8 protein-coding genes are annotated in these 18,161 nt (G+C 74.8%); 2 read left to right on the top strand and 6 right to left on the bottom strand.

Going from position 1 to position 18,161, the window contains the following annotated elements; all coding sequences use genetic code 11:
- The first annotated feature begins 1 nt into the window (after position 1).
- Positions 2-556 (top strand): flavin reductase family protein, encoded by a 555-nt coding sequence (locus HUT06_RS29255; RefSeq protein WP_176198651.1) that lies wholly within the window; start codon positions 2-4, stop codon positions 554-556.
- Positions 557-643: 87 nt separating this feature from the next.
- Here HUT06_RS29255 and HUT06_RS29250 read toward each other — a convergent pair whose 3' ends face one another.
- A complete protein-coding gene (locus HUT06_RS29250) occupies positions 644-1,405 on the bottom strand; it encodes a helix-turn-helix transcriptional regulator (RefSeq protein WP_176198650.1) in 762 nt (253 codons plus the stop codon).
- Between the two features lie 682 nt (positions 1,406-2,087).
- Between HUT06_RS29250 and HUT06_RS29245 the strand changes: the two genes are divergently transcribed.
- Positions 2,088-2,858 (top strand): YcnI family protein, encoded by a 771-nt coding sequence (locus HUT06_RS29245; protein ID WP_176198649.1) that lies wholly within the window; start codon positions 2,088-2,090, stop codon positions 2,856-2,858.
- A 55-nt stretch (positions 2,859-2,913) separates the two neighbouring features.
- On the opposite strand, the gene HUT06_RS29240 is transcribed toward HUT06_RS29245, so the two are convergent.
- From HUT06_RS29240 to HUT06_RS29220, 5 genes are read right to left on the bottom strand one after another with little or no spacing between them, the layout of a single operon-like run.
- A complete protein-coding gene (locus HUT06_RS29240; protein WP_176198648.1) occupies positions 2,914-6,936 on the bottom strand; it encodes a non-ribosomal peptide synthetase in 4,023 nt (1,340 codons plus the stop codon).
- A complete protein-coding gene (locus HUT06_RS29235; protein ID WP_176198647.1) occupies positions 6,933-7,763 on the bottom strand; it encodes a thioesterase II family protein in 831 nt (276 codons plus the stop codon). The genes HUT06_RS29240 and HUT06_RS29235 overlap by 4 nt, the downstream gene beginning before the upstream one ends.
- Entirely contained in the window at positions 7,751-9,298 is a 1,548-nt protein-coding gene (locus HUT06_RS29230) for a GMC family oxidoreductase (protein ID WP_176198646.1), read from the bottom strand. Before HUT06_RS29230 ends, HUT06_RS29235 begins: the two co-directional genes overlap by 13 nt.
- Complete coding sequence (locus HUT06_RS29225; RefSeq protein ID WP_176198645.1) at positions 9,295-13,914, bottom strand: non-ribosomal peptide synthetase; 4,620 nt, start codon at positions 13,912-13,914, stop codon at positions 9,295-9,297. Before HUT06_RS29225 ends, HUT06_RS29230 begins: the two co-directional genes overlap by 4 nt.
- A 52-nt stretch (positions 13,915-13,966) precedes the next feature.
- Positions 13,967-18,145: a non-ribosomal peptide synthetase gene (locus HUT06_RS29220; protein ID WP_176198644.1), complete on the bottom strand. Its 4,179-nt coding sequence runs from the start codon at positions 18,143-18,145 to the stop codon at positions 13,967-13,969.
- Positions 18,146-18,161: the final 16 nt, after the last annotated feature.

Genomic DNA, 18,161 nt, shown 5'->3' with positions numbered 1-18,161 from the left:
CATGACGTCGGCGTCGCGCGTGGACATACGCCCGCTCTGGGCGGGCTTCCCCACGGGAGTGGCGGTCGTCACCGCGCTGGCGGCCGACGGCCGCCCCTGGGGGATGACGTGCACGTCCCTGTGCAGCGTCTCGCTCGACCCTCCGCTGCTCCTGGTGTGCCTACGGTGCGGGAGCCCGACCCTGGAGGCGATCCAGGGCACCGGCGGCTTCGCCGTCAATCTCCTGCACGACCGGGCGCGCCCCACGTCCGACCTCTTCGCCTCCGGCGTGCCGGATCGCTTCGACCGCGTCACCTGGACGCTCGGCCCCGGCATGGCCGGGCCGCGCCTGATCGGCGCCGCCCACACCGTGGCGGACTGCGCGGTCGTCGAGGACCGCACGGTGGGCGACCACAACGTGGTGATGGGCAGGGTCCTCGCGGTGACCCGGCTCGCCCCGCAGCGGCCGCTGCTGTACGGGCTGCGCCGCTACTCGTCCTGGCCCGAGCCCGCAGCGGACGCCGACGCCGGGCCGTTCCCGCGCGGCCTGTCGCAGGTGTTCGAGGGACTGGGATAGCGCTCCGGGCGGCGCCGCCACGGTGGGCGCAGTGAAAACCCCGGGGTCGGCGTCCCCGGGGCTACCGCGTCGTGGCGGCCGCCGTCGTCAGGCGACGGTCGCGAACGGTTCCAAGCTGGGCAGCGCGAGCAGGATCGGCGGGCGGGCCCAGCCCAGCGGCCGCAGCGTCAGGTCGACGCGCGTCGTGGAGCCCGGGCCGAGGACGACCGGGCCCACGGTGGCGCCCAGCACCGGCGGGTCGGCGGCGTGGTCCAGCAGGGGCGCGGCCGGGGCGCAGGAGCTGTTCGCCACCGCGTGCACGAACCACGTGCCCGCGGGAACGCCCGTCAGCGTGAACGGCTCCCCGTGGCCGATGACGTCCCAGGAGACGGCCGGGCCCTGCACGATCGCCGACTCGAAGACGCCCACGTATATCTTCGAATGCAATTCGCCTTCGGCGTGCGCACGGCCGGCCACGGCGGCCCCCTGGCCGACCCCGGCCGCGCGCGGACGGCAGCCGGCGCGGGCGGTGCTCGGAACGCTCCATCCCTGCCGCGTCAGGCGGCGGTACTCGGTGGGCGACAGGCCGACGGACTTGGTGAACCGCCGCGTGAAGGTACCGGTACTGCTATAGCCGACCTGCGCCGAGATATCGGCGACATTGAGGGACGATGTCAGCAGCAGCCGTTTCGCCTCCTGCAGCCGCACGGCGCCGAGAAAGCGCCCCGGGGTCACTCCGGTGACCCGGCTGAATAGTCGGAGGAAGTGGAATTTACTGACCATTGCGTCTTCGGCGAGTTCGTCCAGATAAAGAGGTTCGCCATGACGTTGATAAATTGTTTCGACAGCGCGTCTCACGAGATGCTCCACGTCGCACCCTCCTGGTGATCGATTCGTTCGGGCGAATGGCGCCGGTGGCCTCCCCGGCCGGCCCGGGGCGCTTCCGGGCCGCCGATCGCGAGCCAAGCCCTCCTCTTCCTGTGCCGTCGTGGCCGTCGCTGGAAGCGGGTGCCGCCCCCGTAGCGGCACCGCGACGCGATAAAGAGGTGCAAATAACTGCGGAAATTCAATGAATTCAAACATTGAAAACCCACACTCGTGATACTCGCCCATGCGGCTCGGCGCTGTCTTCTCCATGGTTGCCTGACAGAACTACCTGACTTCAGGTAAAGGAAGTCAAAGGTGCCTCTAGTCACACAGTGTGGCGAGTTATGCGTTGCTGGTGATGGGCGTTTTACGGGCTGCCGGCCAAGTGAAAATAAAAGGGCATGCAGAATTAACCGGAAGGTCCCCATGGAGCCATTTCGGCCATGCTGGGGACGGTCCGCTCGGGCCTGCGCGCGGATATTCGCCCGTCGGGCGCTGCGCAGCCGGTTGCCGGCGGCCGGCCCGATCATGTGGCACCAAGGGTGCCGCGCCGGTCTGGCAGACCGCGCACGAACCGCCTACAGGGGACGCACACGGGCCTGACCGCGCCTTCATCGAGGCCTGAGAGAGGCGAGAGAGGCCGCTTCTACCGTCGGGGCACGATCCGTCATCCCTAGGAGAGGCAATGGTCCGTACTTCATCCCGCCTGGTCGTGTCGCTGCTCTGCGCGATCGTCCTCGTCGTGACCGGCGCGCTCGCCGCCGCCGCGCACGTCGTGCTACGGCCGGGCAGCGCGACGCAGGGCGCCTTCACCAAGCTGACGTTCCACGTCCCCAACGAGCAGGACACCTCCAGCACCGTGAAGGTGAAGGTGGTCTTCCCCGACGCGCGGGCCGAGCTCATCCCCGCCGCGGTCGCCCAGACCAAGACCGGCTGGAAGATCAAGATCAACAAGGTCCGGCTGGACGAGCCGGTCATCGTCGAGGGCCACGAGATCTGGGAGGTCGTGCGCTCGATCACCTGGACCGCCGTGGCGGGCACCGCCAAGATCGGTCCGGACCAGTTCGACGAGGTGTCGGTGTACGGCGGCCCGCTGCCGAGCGTCGGCAAGATCTACTTCAAGGCGTACCAGTACCAGAGCGACGGCCAGGTGGTGGCCTGGGACCAGATCCCCAGCGACAGTGATCCGCACCCGGCCCACCCGGCGCCCGCGCTGACGCTGACCCCGCCCAGCGGCGGGACCGCCCAGAAGTCCGGCATGGTCGGCGCCGGGTTCGCGGGGGACACCGCCGTGCGCCTGACGGCGGCGGCGGAGAACACCCCCGCGGAGCGGGACGAGTCGCCGTCCATGCTCGCGGCGTCCCTGTCGGTCGCGATCCTGCTGGCCGGCGGCATGGGCGTCGGTCTGCTGGCCGGCCGGCGGCGGTGGGCGCGCACGCGCGGGAACGACGCCTGAGACCCGAAGATCCCGCGGCCGGGAGGCTCGGCCGCGGGATCGTCGCCACCGGCCGTCAGCCGGTGGACGCGGGCTCGCGCGCGGCCCACGCGCGCAGGCGTTCGGCGAGGCCGGGCTGCCGCTCGGGCGAGATCATCGAGAAGTGGTCGCCGGGAGCGGTCTCGGTCTCGATCCCGGGGCACACCGAACGCCACGCGGGCACGGTGTCGGGACGCCCGGTCTCGTCGGCCGCGACGAAGAGCAGCACGGGCTGGTCCAGCCGCCCCGGCCGGTAGGCCGCCAGCAGCGCCAGTTCGTGCTCCTGCACACGCTTCATGCGCTCGTAGCCCGCCTCGTCGATGTCACCGGGCAGCAGGCCGTGCGCGACGGCGGCGTCCCGGGCGACGGCGGTCAGCTCACCGGGGGCCGCCGCCCGTATCGCCGCGACCGCGTCCGGCGGCGGGTCGCCGAGCCGCAGCGTGCGCAGGAAGCCGATGTGCCGGTCGGCGTCGGTGAGCGGCAGGTGGATGTCCCTGATCTCGGTGTCGAACATGGCGATCCTGCACGCGTGGCCCTTGGCCGCGAGCTGGCGGCCGACCTCGTAGGCGATGGATCCGCCCATCGACGCGCCCCCCAGGAGATACGGGCCCCGCGGCCGGTGCCGCAGCAGCTCCTCCCGGTACGCCGCCGCCAGCGTCTCCAGGTCCGGCGCGAAGGCCGCCTCCGAGTCGTCGACGAGCGGCCGGCTCTGGAAGGCGCGCACCGGGCCCGGCCATGCCCGGGCCAGCGGCCGGTACGGCGACACCGCGCCTCCCAGCACATGGAACAGGAACAGCTCCTCCCCGCTGCCCTCGGCGAGGCCCACCAGGCAGGAGATCTCGGGCCCGCCGCCCGCCAGCAGGCCGGCGAGCCCGCGCACCGTCGCCGCCTCGAAGACCCGGCCCATCGGGATGTCGACGCCCGTCTCGACGCGGATCCGGTTGACCAGCCGCAGGGCGAGCAGCGAGTTCCCGCCCAGGTCGAAGAAGTTGTCGTCGGGACCCACGGAGGGGATCTCCAGCAGCTCGGCGCACAGGCCCCCCAGCCGTTCCATGAGCGCGGGGTCGGCGCCGCCGGCGCCGCCAGGGTCGCCGGGGTCGCGGCCGGCGCGGTCGGCGGCGCCGGCGTCGAGCCCGGGCAGGGCCAGCGCGGCGGCGTGGTCGACCTTGCCGTTCGGCGTGAGCGGCAGCCTCTCCACCACGTGGACGCGGGCCGGGACCATGTACCGGGGCAGCCGCGCCTCCAGGTGGGCGGAGATCGCGGCCTGGCCGGGCACCCGGCCCGGCTCCGGCACGAGCAGCGCCACCAGCCGCTTCCCGCCGGGGGCCCGGTCGACGCAGACCACGCACTCCCGCACGTCCGGGTGGGTGCGGGCCGCGGCCTCGACCTCGCCCGGCTCCACCCGGAAGCCCTGGATCTTGACCTGCCGGTCCTCCCGGCCGAGGAACTCGATCGTGCCGTCCGGCCAGTACCGGCCGAGGTCGCCGGTCCGGTAGAGGCGCTCGCCGGTCTCGGGATGGTGGACGAACCGCTCCTCGGTGCGCTTCTCGTCCCGCCAGTACCCGCGCGCGAGGCCGAGGCCGCCGATGTAGATCTCCCCGGTCGCCCAGGGAGGGCGCACGTCCAGCCGGTGGTCGAGCACCTTCATGGTCTGGTTCGTCAGCGGCCCGCCGTAGGGGATGCTCTGCCAGTCCGGGTCGACCTCGCCGACGTCGTAGACGTTCGACCAGATCGACGCCTCGGTCGCGCCGCCCATGGCGAGCACGCGCGCTCCGGGCCACAGCGCGCGCATCCGGCCGGGCAGCGGGGTCGGGATCCAGTCGCCGCTGAGCAGGAACGCGCGCAGCGGCGGCAGGCCCAGCTCGGGACGCTGCTCGGCGACCTCGACGATCATCTCGGCCAGGGCCGGCACGGAGTTCCACACGGTGATCCCGTGCTCGCGGGCGGTGGCCGTCCAGCCGAGCGGGTCGGGGCGGGCGGTGGCGCCGGGGAGCACGAGGGCGCCGCCGGCGGCCAGCGTCCCGAACACGTCCCAGACCGACAGGTCGAAGCTGAGCGAGGAGATGCCGAAGACGCGGTCGGCCGGTCCGAGGGAGATCCGCCGGTTGACGTCCGCGATGGTGTTGAGCGCGGCGCGGTGCTCGATCACCACGCCCTTGGGCCGCCCGGTCGATCCCGAGGTGTAGATGATGTAGGCCGGGTCGTTCTCGTCGCCGTCGGCGGGCGGCGGTTCGGCGCCGGCGCGCACCTCGTCCACGTGCATCTCGTCCACGTGCAGCGCGGGGACGTCCTCGGGGCGGTCCGCCGGGGTGCGGTGCGACTGCCGGAGCACGACGCGGGCGGCGCACTCCTCGACCATCAGCCTGATGCGCTCGGCGGGCAGGTCCGCGTCCACCGGGCAGTACACCGCGCCCGCCCGCAGCACGCCGAGCACGGCGACCACCTGCTCCCAGCCCTTGGCCATGACCACGGGCACGACGTGCCCGCGGCGGACGCCCCGGGCGTGGAGCTCGTGCGCGACCGCGGCGGACGCCCGTTCGAGCTCCCGGTAGGTCAGCGTGCGCCCGGCGGCGGTGAGCGCGACCGCGCCGGGCCGGGCCCGGGCCTGGCGCAGGAAGCCGTCCTCCAGCCGGCCCGCGGGGGCCGGGGCGGCGGTGTCGTTCGCGGCGGCGACCACGGCGCGGTGCTCGGGCGGCACCGGGTCGGGCGCGGTGCCGGCGCCGTCCGGGCCGGCCAGGGCCGCCAGCATGCGCCGGTAGCAGTCCACCACGGCGGCGGGCAGGCCCGGCGGGAAGGCCTCCTCGACGAAGTCGATGTTGGTGGAGATCCCGCCCTCCCTGCCGTCCCTGATCTGGTTGTCGACGAGGACCTGCGGGGTGTGCTGGACGCGCTCGACCAGCCGGAAGGCGGGCCGTCCGGCGGGCATGCTGTCGTAGCCGGGCCCCTGGTTGTTGGTGAAGACGTAGGGGAACGCGGCGCGCTGCGTCCAGCCGTTGCGCTTGGCCATCTCGCGGCTGACGCGCACGGCGGTGACGTCCTTGTTGGCCATGTCGCGCCAGAGCCTGCGCTGCAGCCGCTGCGCCCGCGCCCAGAAGTCCTCGTCGTGCCGCAGGTCGACCTCCAGCGGCAGCGTCGCGCTGCGCTGCCCGACGACCTCGTGCCCGCCCGGGCGGTACGCCAGGTCGTACTGGTGGACGAAGTTCAGGCAGAAGTGGGGACTGGCGGCCCACGCCCCGAGCGCCTCGGCGAACACGTGCAGCAGGGCCGTGCTGGGCAGCACCCGGTGCTTGCGGAAGTTGGCGCAGAACCGCCGCCACTGGGCGTCGTTCAGATGGGTGGTCCGGCCGGTGAAGGAGACCGCGTCGATGCTGCTCGCCTGGCGGGCCAGCGGGAGCGCCGGCGCCTCGGGCAGCGTGTCGAGGCGGTCCTCCCAGTAGGCCCACTGCTTGCGGAACTCCTCGTCGTCCTCGCGCGCCAGGCGGGACAGCCGCCACTCGCGGAAGGTCTCCTGGACGGGCGGCAGCACGGCCTCGGGGTCCTTGTAGTACTCCATCCAGTCGGTCGCCACCGTGCGCATGCTCGAACCGTCGAGCAGGATCAGGCTCATCCGCAGGTGCAGCCGCACCCGGTGCGGCCGGACGCGGCTCACGACGACCTCGAAGAGCGGCCACCCCGCCGGGTCCAGGCCGGCCCCGCACATCCGGTCCCGGATCTGCCGGATCGACGCCTCCTGCCGGTCCCGGTCCAGGTCGGTGAGGTCGATGACCGGCACGTGGACGTGCGGGGTCTCCTCGATCCCCATGACCCGCTGGCCGCCCTCCTTGAGCATCACCGTCCGGAGGTGCTCGTGCCGCTCGACCACCTTGTTGACCGCGTACTCGGCCCGTGCGGGGTCGAAGCCGACCGCCTCGGCCTCCAGGTAGTAGTTCTGCCGCCCCCCGAGTTCGAAGACCTGGCTCCGGCCCACCATGTACGCGGACTGCAGGTCGGTCAGCGGGAACCGGTCGGGGAGAACGGGGCCGCCGCCGGCGGGCGGAACGGCCGGCTCTGTCGTCGTCACTGCTTCCTCCCATTCGCTTCGCGGACGTCCGCGGGGCGCGGCACCGGAAGGTCCCGCCCGATCACGGGCACGACCCGCTCCGGCATGTCGTGCAAGAAGAAATGACCGCCGTCGAACGTCCGCACGACGCATCCCGCGGAGGTGTGGCGGCGCCACGCCCGCAGGTCGTCGGCCGTCGTCTCGGCGTCGGCGTCGCCGCCGAACACCGAGACCGGGCACTCCAGCGGGGGGCCGGGCCGGTGGCGGTAGGTCTCCACGACCGCGAAGTCGGCCCGGATGGAGGGCGCGAGCGGCGCGATGACGGCGGGGTCCAGGAACTCGCGCGGGGTGCCGCCGAGTTCGCGGAGCCGGGCCAGCAGGTCGGGCAGCGGGGCGTCGTGGACCGGCGAGCGCTTGGCCGGGACGTCGGGGGCCGCGCGGCCCGAGACCAGGAGCCGGGCGGGTTCGCCGAGGCCGCGGCGGCGGAGTTCGCGGCACACCTCGAACGCCAGGAGCGCGCCCATGCTGTGGCCGAACCAGGCGTGCGGCCGGTCCAGCATCGGCGCGATCTCGCCGACGAGGCGCGTGACGATGTCGTCGGCCCGGGTGAGCGGCGCCTCGCGGAACCGGGCCTCCCGGCCGGGCAGCCGGACCGCCACCAGCTCCACGTCCGGGGGCAGGTGCCGCGCCCAGGGGCGGTAGACGGACGCGCCGCCCCCGGCGTGCGGCAGGCAGAACAGCCGGAGCCGGGGGGCGGGGACGCGGTTCCAGCGCACCGTCCACGGGGCCGCCGCCGTGCCGGTCCCCGGCGGGCCGGCCCCGGCCGGCGCCGTGGTCAGGCCATCCATGTCGCGATCCTTTCGCCGAGCATGAGGCAGGTCAGCGCGGGCGGCGCGCTGACCGGCGAGGGCATCACCGAGGCGTCGCACACCGCGAGCCCCTCGATCTGGTGGACCCGGCACCGCTCGTCCACCACCGCGAGCCCGTCGCCGCCCATCCGGGCGGTCCCCGAGGCGTGGAAGAGCGGGGTGACCCACCGCTTGAGCGCTCTCGCGAGCAGGGCGTCGTCGTGGACCATCCGCTCGGTCCAGATGATCGGCCGGCCCAGGAACCCGCTCATCTCCCCGGAGCGCAGGAGCGACCAGGCCGTCCGCACTCCGCGCATCAGCCGCGCGGTGTCGCCGGGCTCGGCGCACAGCCCGAGGACCAGGTCCGGCGGCCGGCCGGGCTCCGGGCCGGCGGCGTGCACCAGGCCGCGCGACTCCGGGGCGAGCAGCACGGCGGAGACCATGGCGGCGATCCGCCCGCCCAGCATGGGGCCGACCCGGGGCACGTCGGCGGTGGTGACGTTGGAGGCGAGGAAGATCCCGAGGTCGGGGGCGCCGCCGGGGCCCGGCGGCCGGGCCATCACCTCGTACCAGGGCAGCCCCGCCCGGCAGACCCCCGGCAGCGGGGTCGCCAGGATCGGCACGGCCGGGTGGTCGCGGAGGCCGCGCCCCACCCCCGGCAGGTCGACGAGCGGCTCGATCCCCGCCGCGGCCAGCCGGCGGGGGTCGCCGATGCCCGAACGCTGCAGGATCAGCGGCGTGCCGACCCCGCCGGCGGCGAGCGTGACGCGCCCGGCGGGCACGAACCGGGGCCCGCCGGGCGCGACCGCCTCGACCCCGGTGACGCGCCCGCCCGCCAGCCGCACCCGTACCGCCTCGGTCCGGTCCCACACGGCCAGGTTCGGGCGGCTCCGGGCGGCGGCCAGATGCGTCACGTCCGGCGACATCCTGCGGTCGCCGAGTTCGTTGCGCGGGATGCGGCCGGCCCCGGTCGGGCGCGTGCCGTTGAGGTCGCCGAGCCCGGCGATGCCGAGCCCGCCGCAGGCCCGCAGGAAGGCCGCGGCGAGCGGGCTCAGCGCCGCGGGGTCGGTGCGCCGGATCGGCACCGGCCCGTCCAGGCCGTGGACCTCGTCCTTGTAGTCGGCGTCGGACTCGACCCGGATGTAGTGCGGCAGGACGCGGTCCCACGACCATGCGGGGTTGCCCGCGGCGGCCCACCGCTCGAAGTCGGCGGGGAGGCCGCGCAGCGCGATGGCGCCGTTCACCGCCGCGGTGCCGCCCACGGTCCGGCCGAGGGGGTAGGGGCAGTCGGCGGCGGCGTCGGGATCGATCCGGGCCGAGTAGTCCCAGTGCCTCCCGGTCAGCACCGGGATCCCCGACCTGTCCTCCGCCGCGCCGGATCCGGCGCCGCCGGATCCGGCTCCGGCCTCCAGGAGCAGGACCCGCCGCCCGGGGTCCTCGGACAGCCGCGCGGCGAGCACGGCGCCGGCCGTGCCCGCGCCGACGACCACCTCGTCCCACGGGCCCGCCTCGGCGGCGGAGTCCGGGGCGCTCACGGGGCCGCGATCCGCTCGCGCACGGCGGTCGCGAGCTCGCCGATCGTGGGGTTGTCGAACAGCAGCTCCAGGCCCTCCTCGGCGGTCACCTCGAGTCCCGCCTCGTCCCGGAGCCGGTCGATGATGCTGACCGCGTGCAGGGAGTCGGCGCCCAGCTCGAAGAAGCTGTCCTCGACGCCGAAGTCCTCGTGCCCGAGCGCGTCGCTCCAGATCCCGAAGAGCGTGCGCTCCATGTCGTCGCGCGGGGCGACCAGGTCCGCTGCGGACTCCTGGTCCCACGGCAGGGGCAGCGCCGACGGGTCGACCTTGCCGTTGGCGCTGAGCGGGAGCCGGTCGACGAACACGTAGTGGCGCGGCACCATGTACTCGGGGAGGAGCTCCGCCAGGCCGCCGCGCAGCCGGCCCGCGTCCGGCCGCGGCCGTCCGGCGGGCGCCAGCGCGGCCAGCACGTGCTGGACGTGGACGTCCACGACCGCCGGCCCGTCGGGGATCGAGCCGAAGCGCGCGAACCCGGCCGCGCCGGCGAGGTCCCGCCACCGCGGCACCGGCAGCAGCGGCCCCTCGCCGTCCCCGTGGCCCTTCGCGAGGCCCTCCAGGAAACCGACGGTCACGAGCTGCTGGAGCGAGTTCTCCGTGCCCTCGATGAGCAGGAGCAGGCCGCCGGGCGCGAGCACCGAGCGCAGGTGCCGCAGGCTCTGGTCCAGGTCGGCGGCGTCGTGCATCACGTTGGCGGCGATGACGAGGTCGACGGAGCCGGGGGCGACGCCCTGGTCGCCGGGCGGGCGGTCGATGTCGAAGACCGCGTAGTCGACGAAGCCCCGGTCCCCGAACCGCGCCCTGGCGCGCTGGCAGAAGTACTTGGAGACGTCGGTGAACGAGTAGCGGACGCCTTCGGCCGGCAGTTCCGCGAAGACCTCCGCGGCGGTCGCGCCCGTGCCCGCCCCCACTTCGAGGATCCGCACCGTCCGCTCGTCGCCCGCGGCCGCCCGCCGGCAGAACGCGCCCGCCGCCTTGGCCGCGATCCGGTTCTGCAGCCGCGAGACCGGGTTGCCGGAGTAGAGCGCGTCGGTCACCGCGGAGTCGCCGCCGGGCAGCAGCAGGCTGAGCGGGCTGACCTCGCCGCGAAGCAGCTCCTCTTGCCGCTCGGCGCATGCGGAGAAGTAACCGAGCAGGGCCCGCTCGCCGTCCCCCGCCTCGATGGCGTCCAGCCCCTCGCGGACGGTCCGGTCGAGTTCCTCCGCGTCCAGGGGCCGCTCGCAGCGGAACTCCCCGGCGGATCCGGTGCCCGCCAGGTATCCCTCGGCCGCGAGCACCGCCATCCACCGTTCGACGAGGTCGCCGTACACGGGCTTGATGCCGTGGCGCCCGACGATGTCCGCGCTCGTCGCCGCCTCCCCGGCGCTCCGGAAGAGCCCCAGGCGGGCGAGGGTCCGGGCCATCACCGGCGGGCACAGCCGCTCCACGGCACGCCAGACCTCCCGGTACCGGGACAGGTCGGCGTCGAGTTCGGCGGCGACCCGGGCGAGTTCGGTGTTCCCGGCGGCGACGGCCGCGTCCCAGCCGCCCTGGACGGGCGCACCGTCCAGGGCGGGCGCGTCGCCGCCGCCGGCCGCGGTGCCCGCCCCCTCACCGCGATCCGGGGGGACCACGTACGCGACGAGCTGCCGCCGGCCGGTCCGCGGCTCGGCCCGCACGGTCACGACCGACTCGCCGACGTCCGGGCGCCGCTCCAGCGCGGCGTTGATCTCGCCGAGTTCGATCCGGTAGCCGTTGATCTTGACCTGGTGGTCCTCCCGGCCGAGGAACTCGATGTCGCCGCCGGGCAGGTACCGTCCGAGGTCGCCCGTCCGGTAGAGGCGCTCTCCCGTCTCCGGATGGGTCACGAACCGCTCGGCCGTGCGCTCGGGGTCGGCCCAGTAGCCGCGCGCCACCCCGGCGCCGCCGATGAGGATCTCGCCGGTGCTCCACACCGGCCGCGGGCGGAACCCGCCGTCGAGGACGTGGAGCGTCTGGCCGCGCAGCGGCTTGCCGTACGGGATGCTGCTCCACTCCGCGGGCACCTCGCCGATCGGGTAGCAGACCGACCAGATCGACGCCTCGGTGGCGCCGCCCAGGCTGACCACCTCGGCGCGGGGGTGCAGCGCGCGGACCGCGTCCGGCAGGGACACCGGGATCCAGTCCCCGCTGAGCAGGGCGAGCCGCAGCGTGGAGTCGGCGGCGCCGTCCGTCCGGACCTGGGCGTCCGTCCACGCCTGCATCAGCGCCGGGACCGAGTTCCACACCGTCACCCCGTGCCGCCGCACGAGCTCGGTCCAGTGGGACGGGTCGTGGTGCCGGTCGGGGGCGGGCATCACCACGGCGCCGCCGGCGGCCAGCGTCCCGAACACGTCGTAGACCGACAGGTCGAAGCTCAGCGCCGACAGGGCCAGCACCCGGTCGGCGGGGCCGACCCGGAACCGCCGGTTGATCTCGGCGACGGTGCCGACGGCGCCGCGGTGGTCGATCATGACGCCCTTCGGGCGGCCCGTGGACCCCGAAGTGAAGATCACGTACGCCAGGTCGCCGGGCGCGGGCGGCTCCGGCAGCGGGCCGGCGCCGGCCGCCCGGACCTCGGCGTCCGCGAACGTGACCACCCGCACGCCGGGCGGCCAGCCGAGCGCGTCCCGCAGCCGGGGCGTGGTGACGACGATCCCGACCGCGCCCTGCTCCAGCAGGTCCGCGCGCCGCGCCTCGGGCCACTGCGGGTCGATCGGCAGGTAGGCGGCTCCGGACGCGGTGACGCCGACGACGCCGGCGACCTGCTCCCAGCCCTTGTCCATGACCACGCCGACGAGGGTGTTGGGGACGGCGCCCAGCTCCCGCAGCCGCCGGGCCAGCCGGCGGCCGCTCGCGACGATCTCCGCGTAGGTGTGCTCGCCCGCGGAGTCGACGACGGCCGTCGCGCCGGGGGTGCGGGCGGCCCGGGCCTCGACGAGCCCGCACAGGGTGGCGTCCGCCTCGGGAACGGCGTGGCCGGGGCCGCCCGCGGTGGCCGGCGCGGGCGCGTTGGCGCGCCGGCGCTCGTCGGCCTGCCAGGCCGGCAGCGCGGCGAGCGGGCCGGGCCGCTCCCACGCGTCCTCGTCCGCGGCGAGCCGGTCGAGCAGCGCGTTGTACACGGCGAACATGTCGTCGAGCAGGCCAGCGGGGAAGAGGCCGTCGACGGTGTCCCAGTTGTAGGCCAGCTCCCCGTCCTCCTCGGACACCTGGTGGTCCAGCCACACCTGCGGCGTCTGGGTCAGGCCGTGCACCTGCTCGCCGAAGAACCTGATGCCCTCCGACGGGTCGTGGTCGGGCGTGCCGAAGACCAGGGCGCTGGTGAACACGATCGGCATGGCGGCGGTGGGGCCGCTGCCGAGGCGCCGGCTCCGCTCCCGCTGGACCCGCACACCGCTGTAGGCGAGATGCTCCATGTCGCGCATCAGCTGCCGCTGGACCCGCCCGGCGCGTCCGGCGAACGACGCCTCCGCGTCGTCGCGGACCTCCAGCATCGTCAGCGTCGTGAAGTCGCCGATGACACGGTCGATCTGCGGGTGGGCCGGCGGCCGGTTGAACAGGGTCAGGTTGAGGGTGAAGTCGGGCTGCGCGGACCACTGCCGGAGCACCTCGGCGAACGCGCTCATCAGCACGGCCGACGGGGTGACGCCGTGCGCCCGCGCGGTCCGCTTGACGGCCGTCCACCGCTCCTCGGGGAGGCGGGCCGCGCGGCGGGTGAACCGCGTGTGCGCGAGCTGCGCGGGCCGGGTCGCCAGCGGGAGCGCCGGGGCGGGCGGAAGCGTCTCCAGCCGGTCCAGCCAGTACTCCTCGGCGCGCTTGTAGCGGTCGCCCTCCCGGGCCCGCTCCTCGCCGAGGACGAAGTCGCGGTAGGACAGCTCCAGCGGCTCGGGCGTCCAGCCGGGCTCCTCGTAGAACCGCCGCCAGTCCTGGAACAGCAGGTAGAGGCTGAGCCCGTCGAGGATCATGATGTCGAAGCTGAAGAACAGCCGGAGCCTGCCCGGGCCCGTCGCGACGGCCCGGATGTCGAACAGCGGCCAGGCGTCGGCGGCCGGCGCCCGGTGGTCCATCTCGGCGCGGAGCGCCGCGGTCACCTCGTCCCGCCGGGCGGGGGAGAGGTCCGCCGCGTCGGTGACCCGGATCTCGTAGGCGGGGACGTCGCGCAGCACCCGCTGGCGGCCGTCCGGCTGCACGACGGCGCGGAGCATGTCGTGCCGGTCGATCACCTTGCGCAGGCTCGCGTTCAGCCGCGCGGCGTCGAGGCCCTCGGCGTCCAGTTCGAAGTACAGGTGCGTGGAGACGCCGCCGAGCTCGACCGCCGAACCGCGCCCGACCCAGTACGCGTGCTGGATGTCGGTGAGCGGGAACGGCTCGTACCGCTCCTCGGGCCGCGGCGCGATCTCGGGCGGCGCCTCCTCCGACTCGCCGCGCCGCAGCAGGTCCAGCAGTTCGTCCCGGCTCGCCCGCAGGCTCGCCCGCAGTTCCGGGGTCAGGGAACCGGTGGGCGCGAGCACGTCCAGGCGCCCGTCGGTGACGCGCAGCTTGATGCCGCGCCGATGCAGTTCGTTGAGCAGGTCCTGCGCCATGAGGTCTCCTTCGTCGGGTCGCCCGGGGCCGGTGCGCCCGGCCGGCCGCGCGTCATCTCCGGTTGAACTCGGCCGCGACGGCTGATCCCGCGCGCGGATCGGTGAGCAGGGTGTGGTGGGTGCCGGGCAGGGCGGCGGTGTCCACGGCCCCGCGGGTCAGCCGCGCCCAGCCCCAGTCGGGCGAGGCGCCGCACGGGTGGTCGGCGAACTCGCTCGCGGTCCCGTCCTGCGCGCGCAGCACGGTGACGTCGGCCGCGATCACGGGCGCCCGGTAGGAGTTGCAGGCCCGCACGACGCCGCGGAACACCGCCAGCGTGGCGAGGAGGTCGGCGGCGGAGAGGTCGGGCGCGGCCAGGCCCTGCTCGCCCGCCAGGGCCAGGAGCCGCGCCCAGGTCTCGTCGTCGGTGGCACCGCGCACCGGGGCGTCCGCCGGGACGAGGGCCGGGTCGAAGCCGCCGCCGAGGTCCTCCAGGAACCACAGCGCCAGCCGGTCCTCGTCGACCTCGCGCGGCGCGAGGGGGGCCGGCGCGTCGATGACGACGAGCCGGTCCACGGTCTCGCCGAGGCTCTCCAGGCGGTGCGCCATCGCGAAGGCGATCACCGCTCCCGAGGACCAGCCGCCGAGCAGGTGGGGCCCCCGCGGCCGTTCCTCCAGGAGCGCGCGGACGTAGAGGTCCGCCAGCTCCTCGACGCTCTCCGGCGGCGTGCGGCCGTCGGCCGGGCCGGGCGCCTGGAAGCCGACGCTCGGCCGGTCGAGCGATTCGGCGAGGCGCTGGTAGCAGAGCACGCCGCCGCCCGCCGGATGCACCAGGCTCCACGGGGTGCCGTCCCCGCGCGTGTTCAGCCTGACCAGCGGCGACCATGCGGCCTCGGCCGCCTCCAGGTAGGCGGCGAGGCCCGCGATCGTGCCCCGTTCCAGCATCGTGCCCAGCGGGATCCGGCGGCCGAGGCGCTCGGCGACCTGCGCGATCACGCGCAGCGCCGCGAACGACTGCCCGCCCAGCTCGAAGAAGTCGTCGTCGACGCCGATCGGCCGGCCGGTGTCGAGCAGCGACTCCCAGATCTCGGCCAGCACGGCCTCGGTGCGGTTGCGCGGCGCCGTGTAGAGGCGTTCGGCGCCGGCCTCCGCGCGGCCCATGCCGTCCAGCGCGCGCCGGTCGAGCTTGCCGTTGCCGGTCAGGGGGAGGGCGTCGAGCACGGTGACGCGGTGCGGGACCATGTAGCCCGGCAGCCGTTCGGCGAGCCCGGCCCGCAGCGCCTCCGGCTCGGGCGGATCCGCGCCGTCCGCGCCGACGACGAACGCGGCGAGCTGACGTCCGGCGCCCCCCGAGGAGCGCGCCACGACGGCCGCCTGCCGGACCCGGGGATCGTCCAGCAGGCGGTGCTCGATCTCGCCCGGCTCGACCCGGAACCCCTGGATCTTGACCTGGAAGTCGGCGCGCCCCAGGAACTCGATGTCGCCGTTCGGCAGGTACCTGCCGAGGTCGCCGGTGCGGTAGAGCCGCTCGCCGGTCCGGGGGTGGGCGATGAACGCGGCCCGCGTCCGCTCCGGGTCGCCGAGGTAGCCCAGCGCCACCCCGGCCCCGCCGATGTGGAGGTGGCCGGTGACCCAGGCCGGGGCGTCCCTGCCCTGGTCGTCGAGCACATGCCAGGTCTGCCCGGCCAGCGGCCGGCCGTAGGGGATGCTCGTCCAGCCGGGATCGACCTCGGTGATGGGGTGGTGGATCGACCAGATCGACGCCTCGGTCGCGCCGCCGAGGCTGATCACCGACGCGCCGGGCGCGACCCGCCGTATCCGGTCGGGGAGGTCGACGGGGATCCAGTCGCCGCTGAGCAGCACCGTCCGCAGGGCCGGGAACCGGGCGCCCGCGGCGTCGGCCTCCTCGACCAGGAGCTGCATGAGGGCGGGCACCGAGTTCCAGACGGTGACGCCGTGCGCCCGCATCAGCTCGATCCACGACGCCGGGTCCGGCCGGCCCTCCGGCGGCAGCACCAGGGTCGCGCCCGCCGCGAGGGAGCCGAAGACGTCGTAGACGGAGAGGTCGAAGCAGAGCGAGGAGACGCCGAACACCACGTCGTCCGCGCCGATGCCGAACCGGGCGTTGATGTCGGCCACGGTGTTGAGCGGGCCCCGGTGGTCCAGCATCGCGCCCTTCGGCCTGCCGGTGGACCCCGAGGTGTAGATGACGTAGGCGAGGTCCTCGGGCTTCCGCGCCGCGCCCGGCTCCGCGTCGTCCGGGGCGGGCCCGTCCGCGCCGGGCTCGTCCGCGGCGAGGACCGGCACGTCCGCGACGGACGCGAGCCGGGTGCGGCCGGCCGCGTCGGTGATGACGGCGGCGGCGGCCGTGTCGGTGAGCAGGTAGGCGATCCGGTCCTCGGGCCAGGCCGGGTCGATCGGCACGTACGCGGCGCCCGCGGTCAGCGCCGCCAGCACCGCGACCATCTGGGCGTGGCCCTTGGGCAGCGCGACGGCCACGAGGTCGCCGGGCCGCGCGCCCGCCTCCCGCAACCGCGCGGCCAGCCGGCGGACCCGGTCGTGGAGCCCGGCGAACGTGATCTCGCCCGCCGCGTCGATCACGGCGGGCGCGTCCGGCCGCTCGGCCGCCTGCCGCGGCAGGGCGTCGTGCAGCAGCCCGGGCGCCGCCGCCGGGGCCGACCCGTTCAGCGCCGCGCGCCGCTCCGCCTGGTCCGCGGGGAGCAGCGCGGGCGCGGCCCGCTCCCACGCCGCGTCGTCCTCGGCGAGACGGGTGACCAGCGCCCGGTAGCCCGCGGACATCGCGTCGATCAGGCCGTCCGGGAACGCCGCCTCGATGACGTCCCAGATCACCCAGAGCCGGCCGTCGCGCAGCTCCCAGAACTCGGTGTCCAGGAGCGTCTGCGGCGTCTCCAGCATGGAGTGGAACGGCCGGATCGTCGGCCCCACGAACAGGGCGCTGCCGACCGCGAACGGGCAGAGCGCCCGGCCGGGGGTCCGGCGCACCCGGTTGAGCTCCTGGAGCACGCTCGCCCCGCTCCAGTGCGCCTGCGCCACGTCCGCCATCACCTGCGCCTGCAACCGCCTGGCCCTGGCGGTGAAGGACTCGTCGTGCCGCCAGTCGACCTCCAGCGGGTACAGCGAGGCGAACTGGCCGAGGATCTCCCAGCTCTCCGGGTGCAGCGGCAGCCGGTGCGTGATCATGTTGTTGAGCAGGAAGTGCCGCGAGCCGCTCCAGTACGCGAGGACCTCGGCGTGCGCGCCGAGCAGCGCGTTGGTCAGCGTCAGGCCGCGCGCCTCCGCCCTGCCCTTGAACGCGCTCCACAGCTCCGGCTCCAGCAGCAGCTCGCGCCGGTACAGCATCGACCGGCCCCGGTGCGCCGTGCCGGAGACGAGCGGGACGTCGGGCGCGTCGGGCAGGCCGGCCATGCGGTCGCGCCAGTACTTCTTGGAGGCCAGGCCCAGCGGCGAGTCCTCCAGCCGTTCGAGCGCCAGCACCTGGTCGCGGAAACTCAGCTCGAGTTCGGGCAGCGGCCGGTCCGGGTGCTCGTAGTAGTGCATCGCGTCATTGATCAGCCGGGTGCCGCTCGGCGCGTCGGTGAAGACGTTGTTGTTGTTCCAGTGGAGGCGGGCGCGCCCCTCGCCGTACAGGCAGATGTGCGGGTGCAGCCACGGCCAGCGGTCGTGCGGCGGCTCCTCGCGCTGCAGCCGCGCCCGGACGCGGTCCAGGTGGGCCCGCGCCTCCGCGTCGGGGAGGCCCCGCAGGTCTGACACCGTGACGGTGACCGGCCCCGGGTCGCGCACCGTCTGCACCCTCATGTCGTCCCGGACGACCACGATGCTGTCGCGCTGCCGCTGGATCGCCCTGTTCAGCGCCTCCTCGTAGCGGACCGGGTCCAGCTCGTCGAAGTCGAACTCCATGTACTGGTGCGGGCGGACGTGGTACTCGAAGCCCTCCTGCCCGCCCATGAGGAACGACATCTGCAGGTCGGGGGGAGTGAACGGCTCGTACAGGTGCTCCCTGTCCGGGACGATCCGCGGCAGCTCCGCGGTGTCCGGGCCGCCGCCGCTCGTCTGCGCCAGCCATTCGAGCAGCTCGGTCTTGTGCCGGGCCAGGGCGCCGCGCAGTTCGGCGGAGAGCCGCCCGCGGGGCGCCGTCACCTCGATCCGGTCCCGGCCGACCAGCTTCAGCCGCACGTCGGCGGCGGCCAGGTCCGCGAGCAGCGACGAGACGGTGCGGGCTTGGGGGTCGCCCATGTCAGCTCTCCTTCCG

Source organism: Actinomadura sp. NAK00032, assembly GCF_013364275.1.
Taxonomy (GTDB): domain Bacteria; phylum Actinomycetota; class Actinomycetes; order Streptosporangiales; family Streptosporangiaceae; genus Spirillospora.
The sequence above is the reverse complement of the archived record's forward strand: the minus strand, read 5'-3'. Positions and strand labels throughout refer to the sequence as shown.

Excerpts from the sequence above, each read along its gene's own strand:
- HUT06_RS29225 (WP_176198645.1), bottom strand. The coding sequence starts at position 13,914 with ATGGCGCAGGACCTGCTCAACGAACTGCATCGGCGCGGCATCAAGCTG.
- HUT06_RS29220 (WP_176198644.1), bottom strand. The coding sequence starts at position 18,145 with ATGGGCGACCCCCAAGCCCGCACCGTCTCGTCGCTGCTCGCGGACCTG.
- HUT06_RS29255 (WP_176198651.1), top strand. The coding sequence starts at position 2 with ATGACGTCGGCGTCGCGCGTGGACATACGCCCGCTCTGGGCGGGCTTC.
- HUT06_RS29235 (WP_176198647.1), bottom strand. The coding sequence starts at position 7,763 with ATGGATGGCCTGACCACGGCGCCGGCCGGGGCCGGCCCGCCGGGGACC.
- HUT06_RS29245 (WP_176198649.1), top strand. The coding sequence starts at position 2,088 with ATGGTCCGTACTTCATCCCGCCTGGTCGTGTCGCTGCTCTGCGCGATC.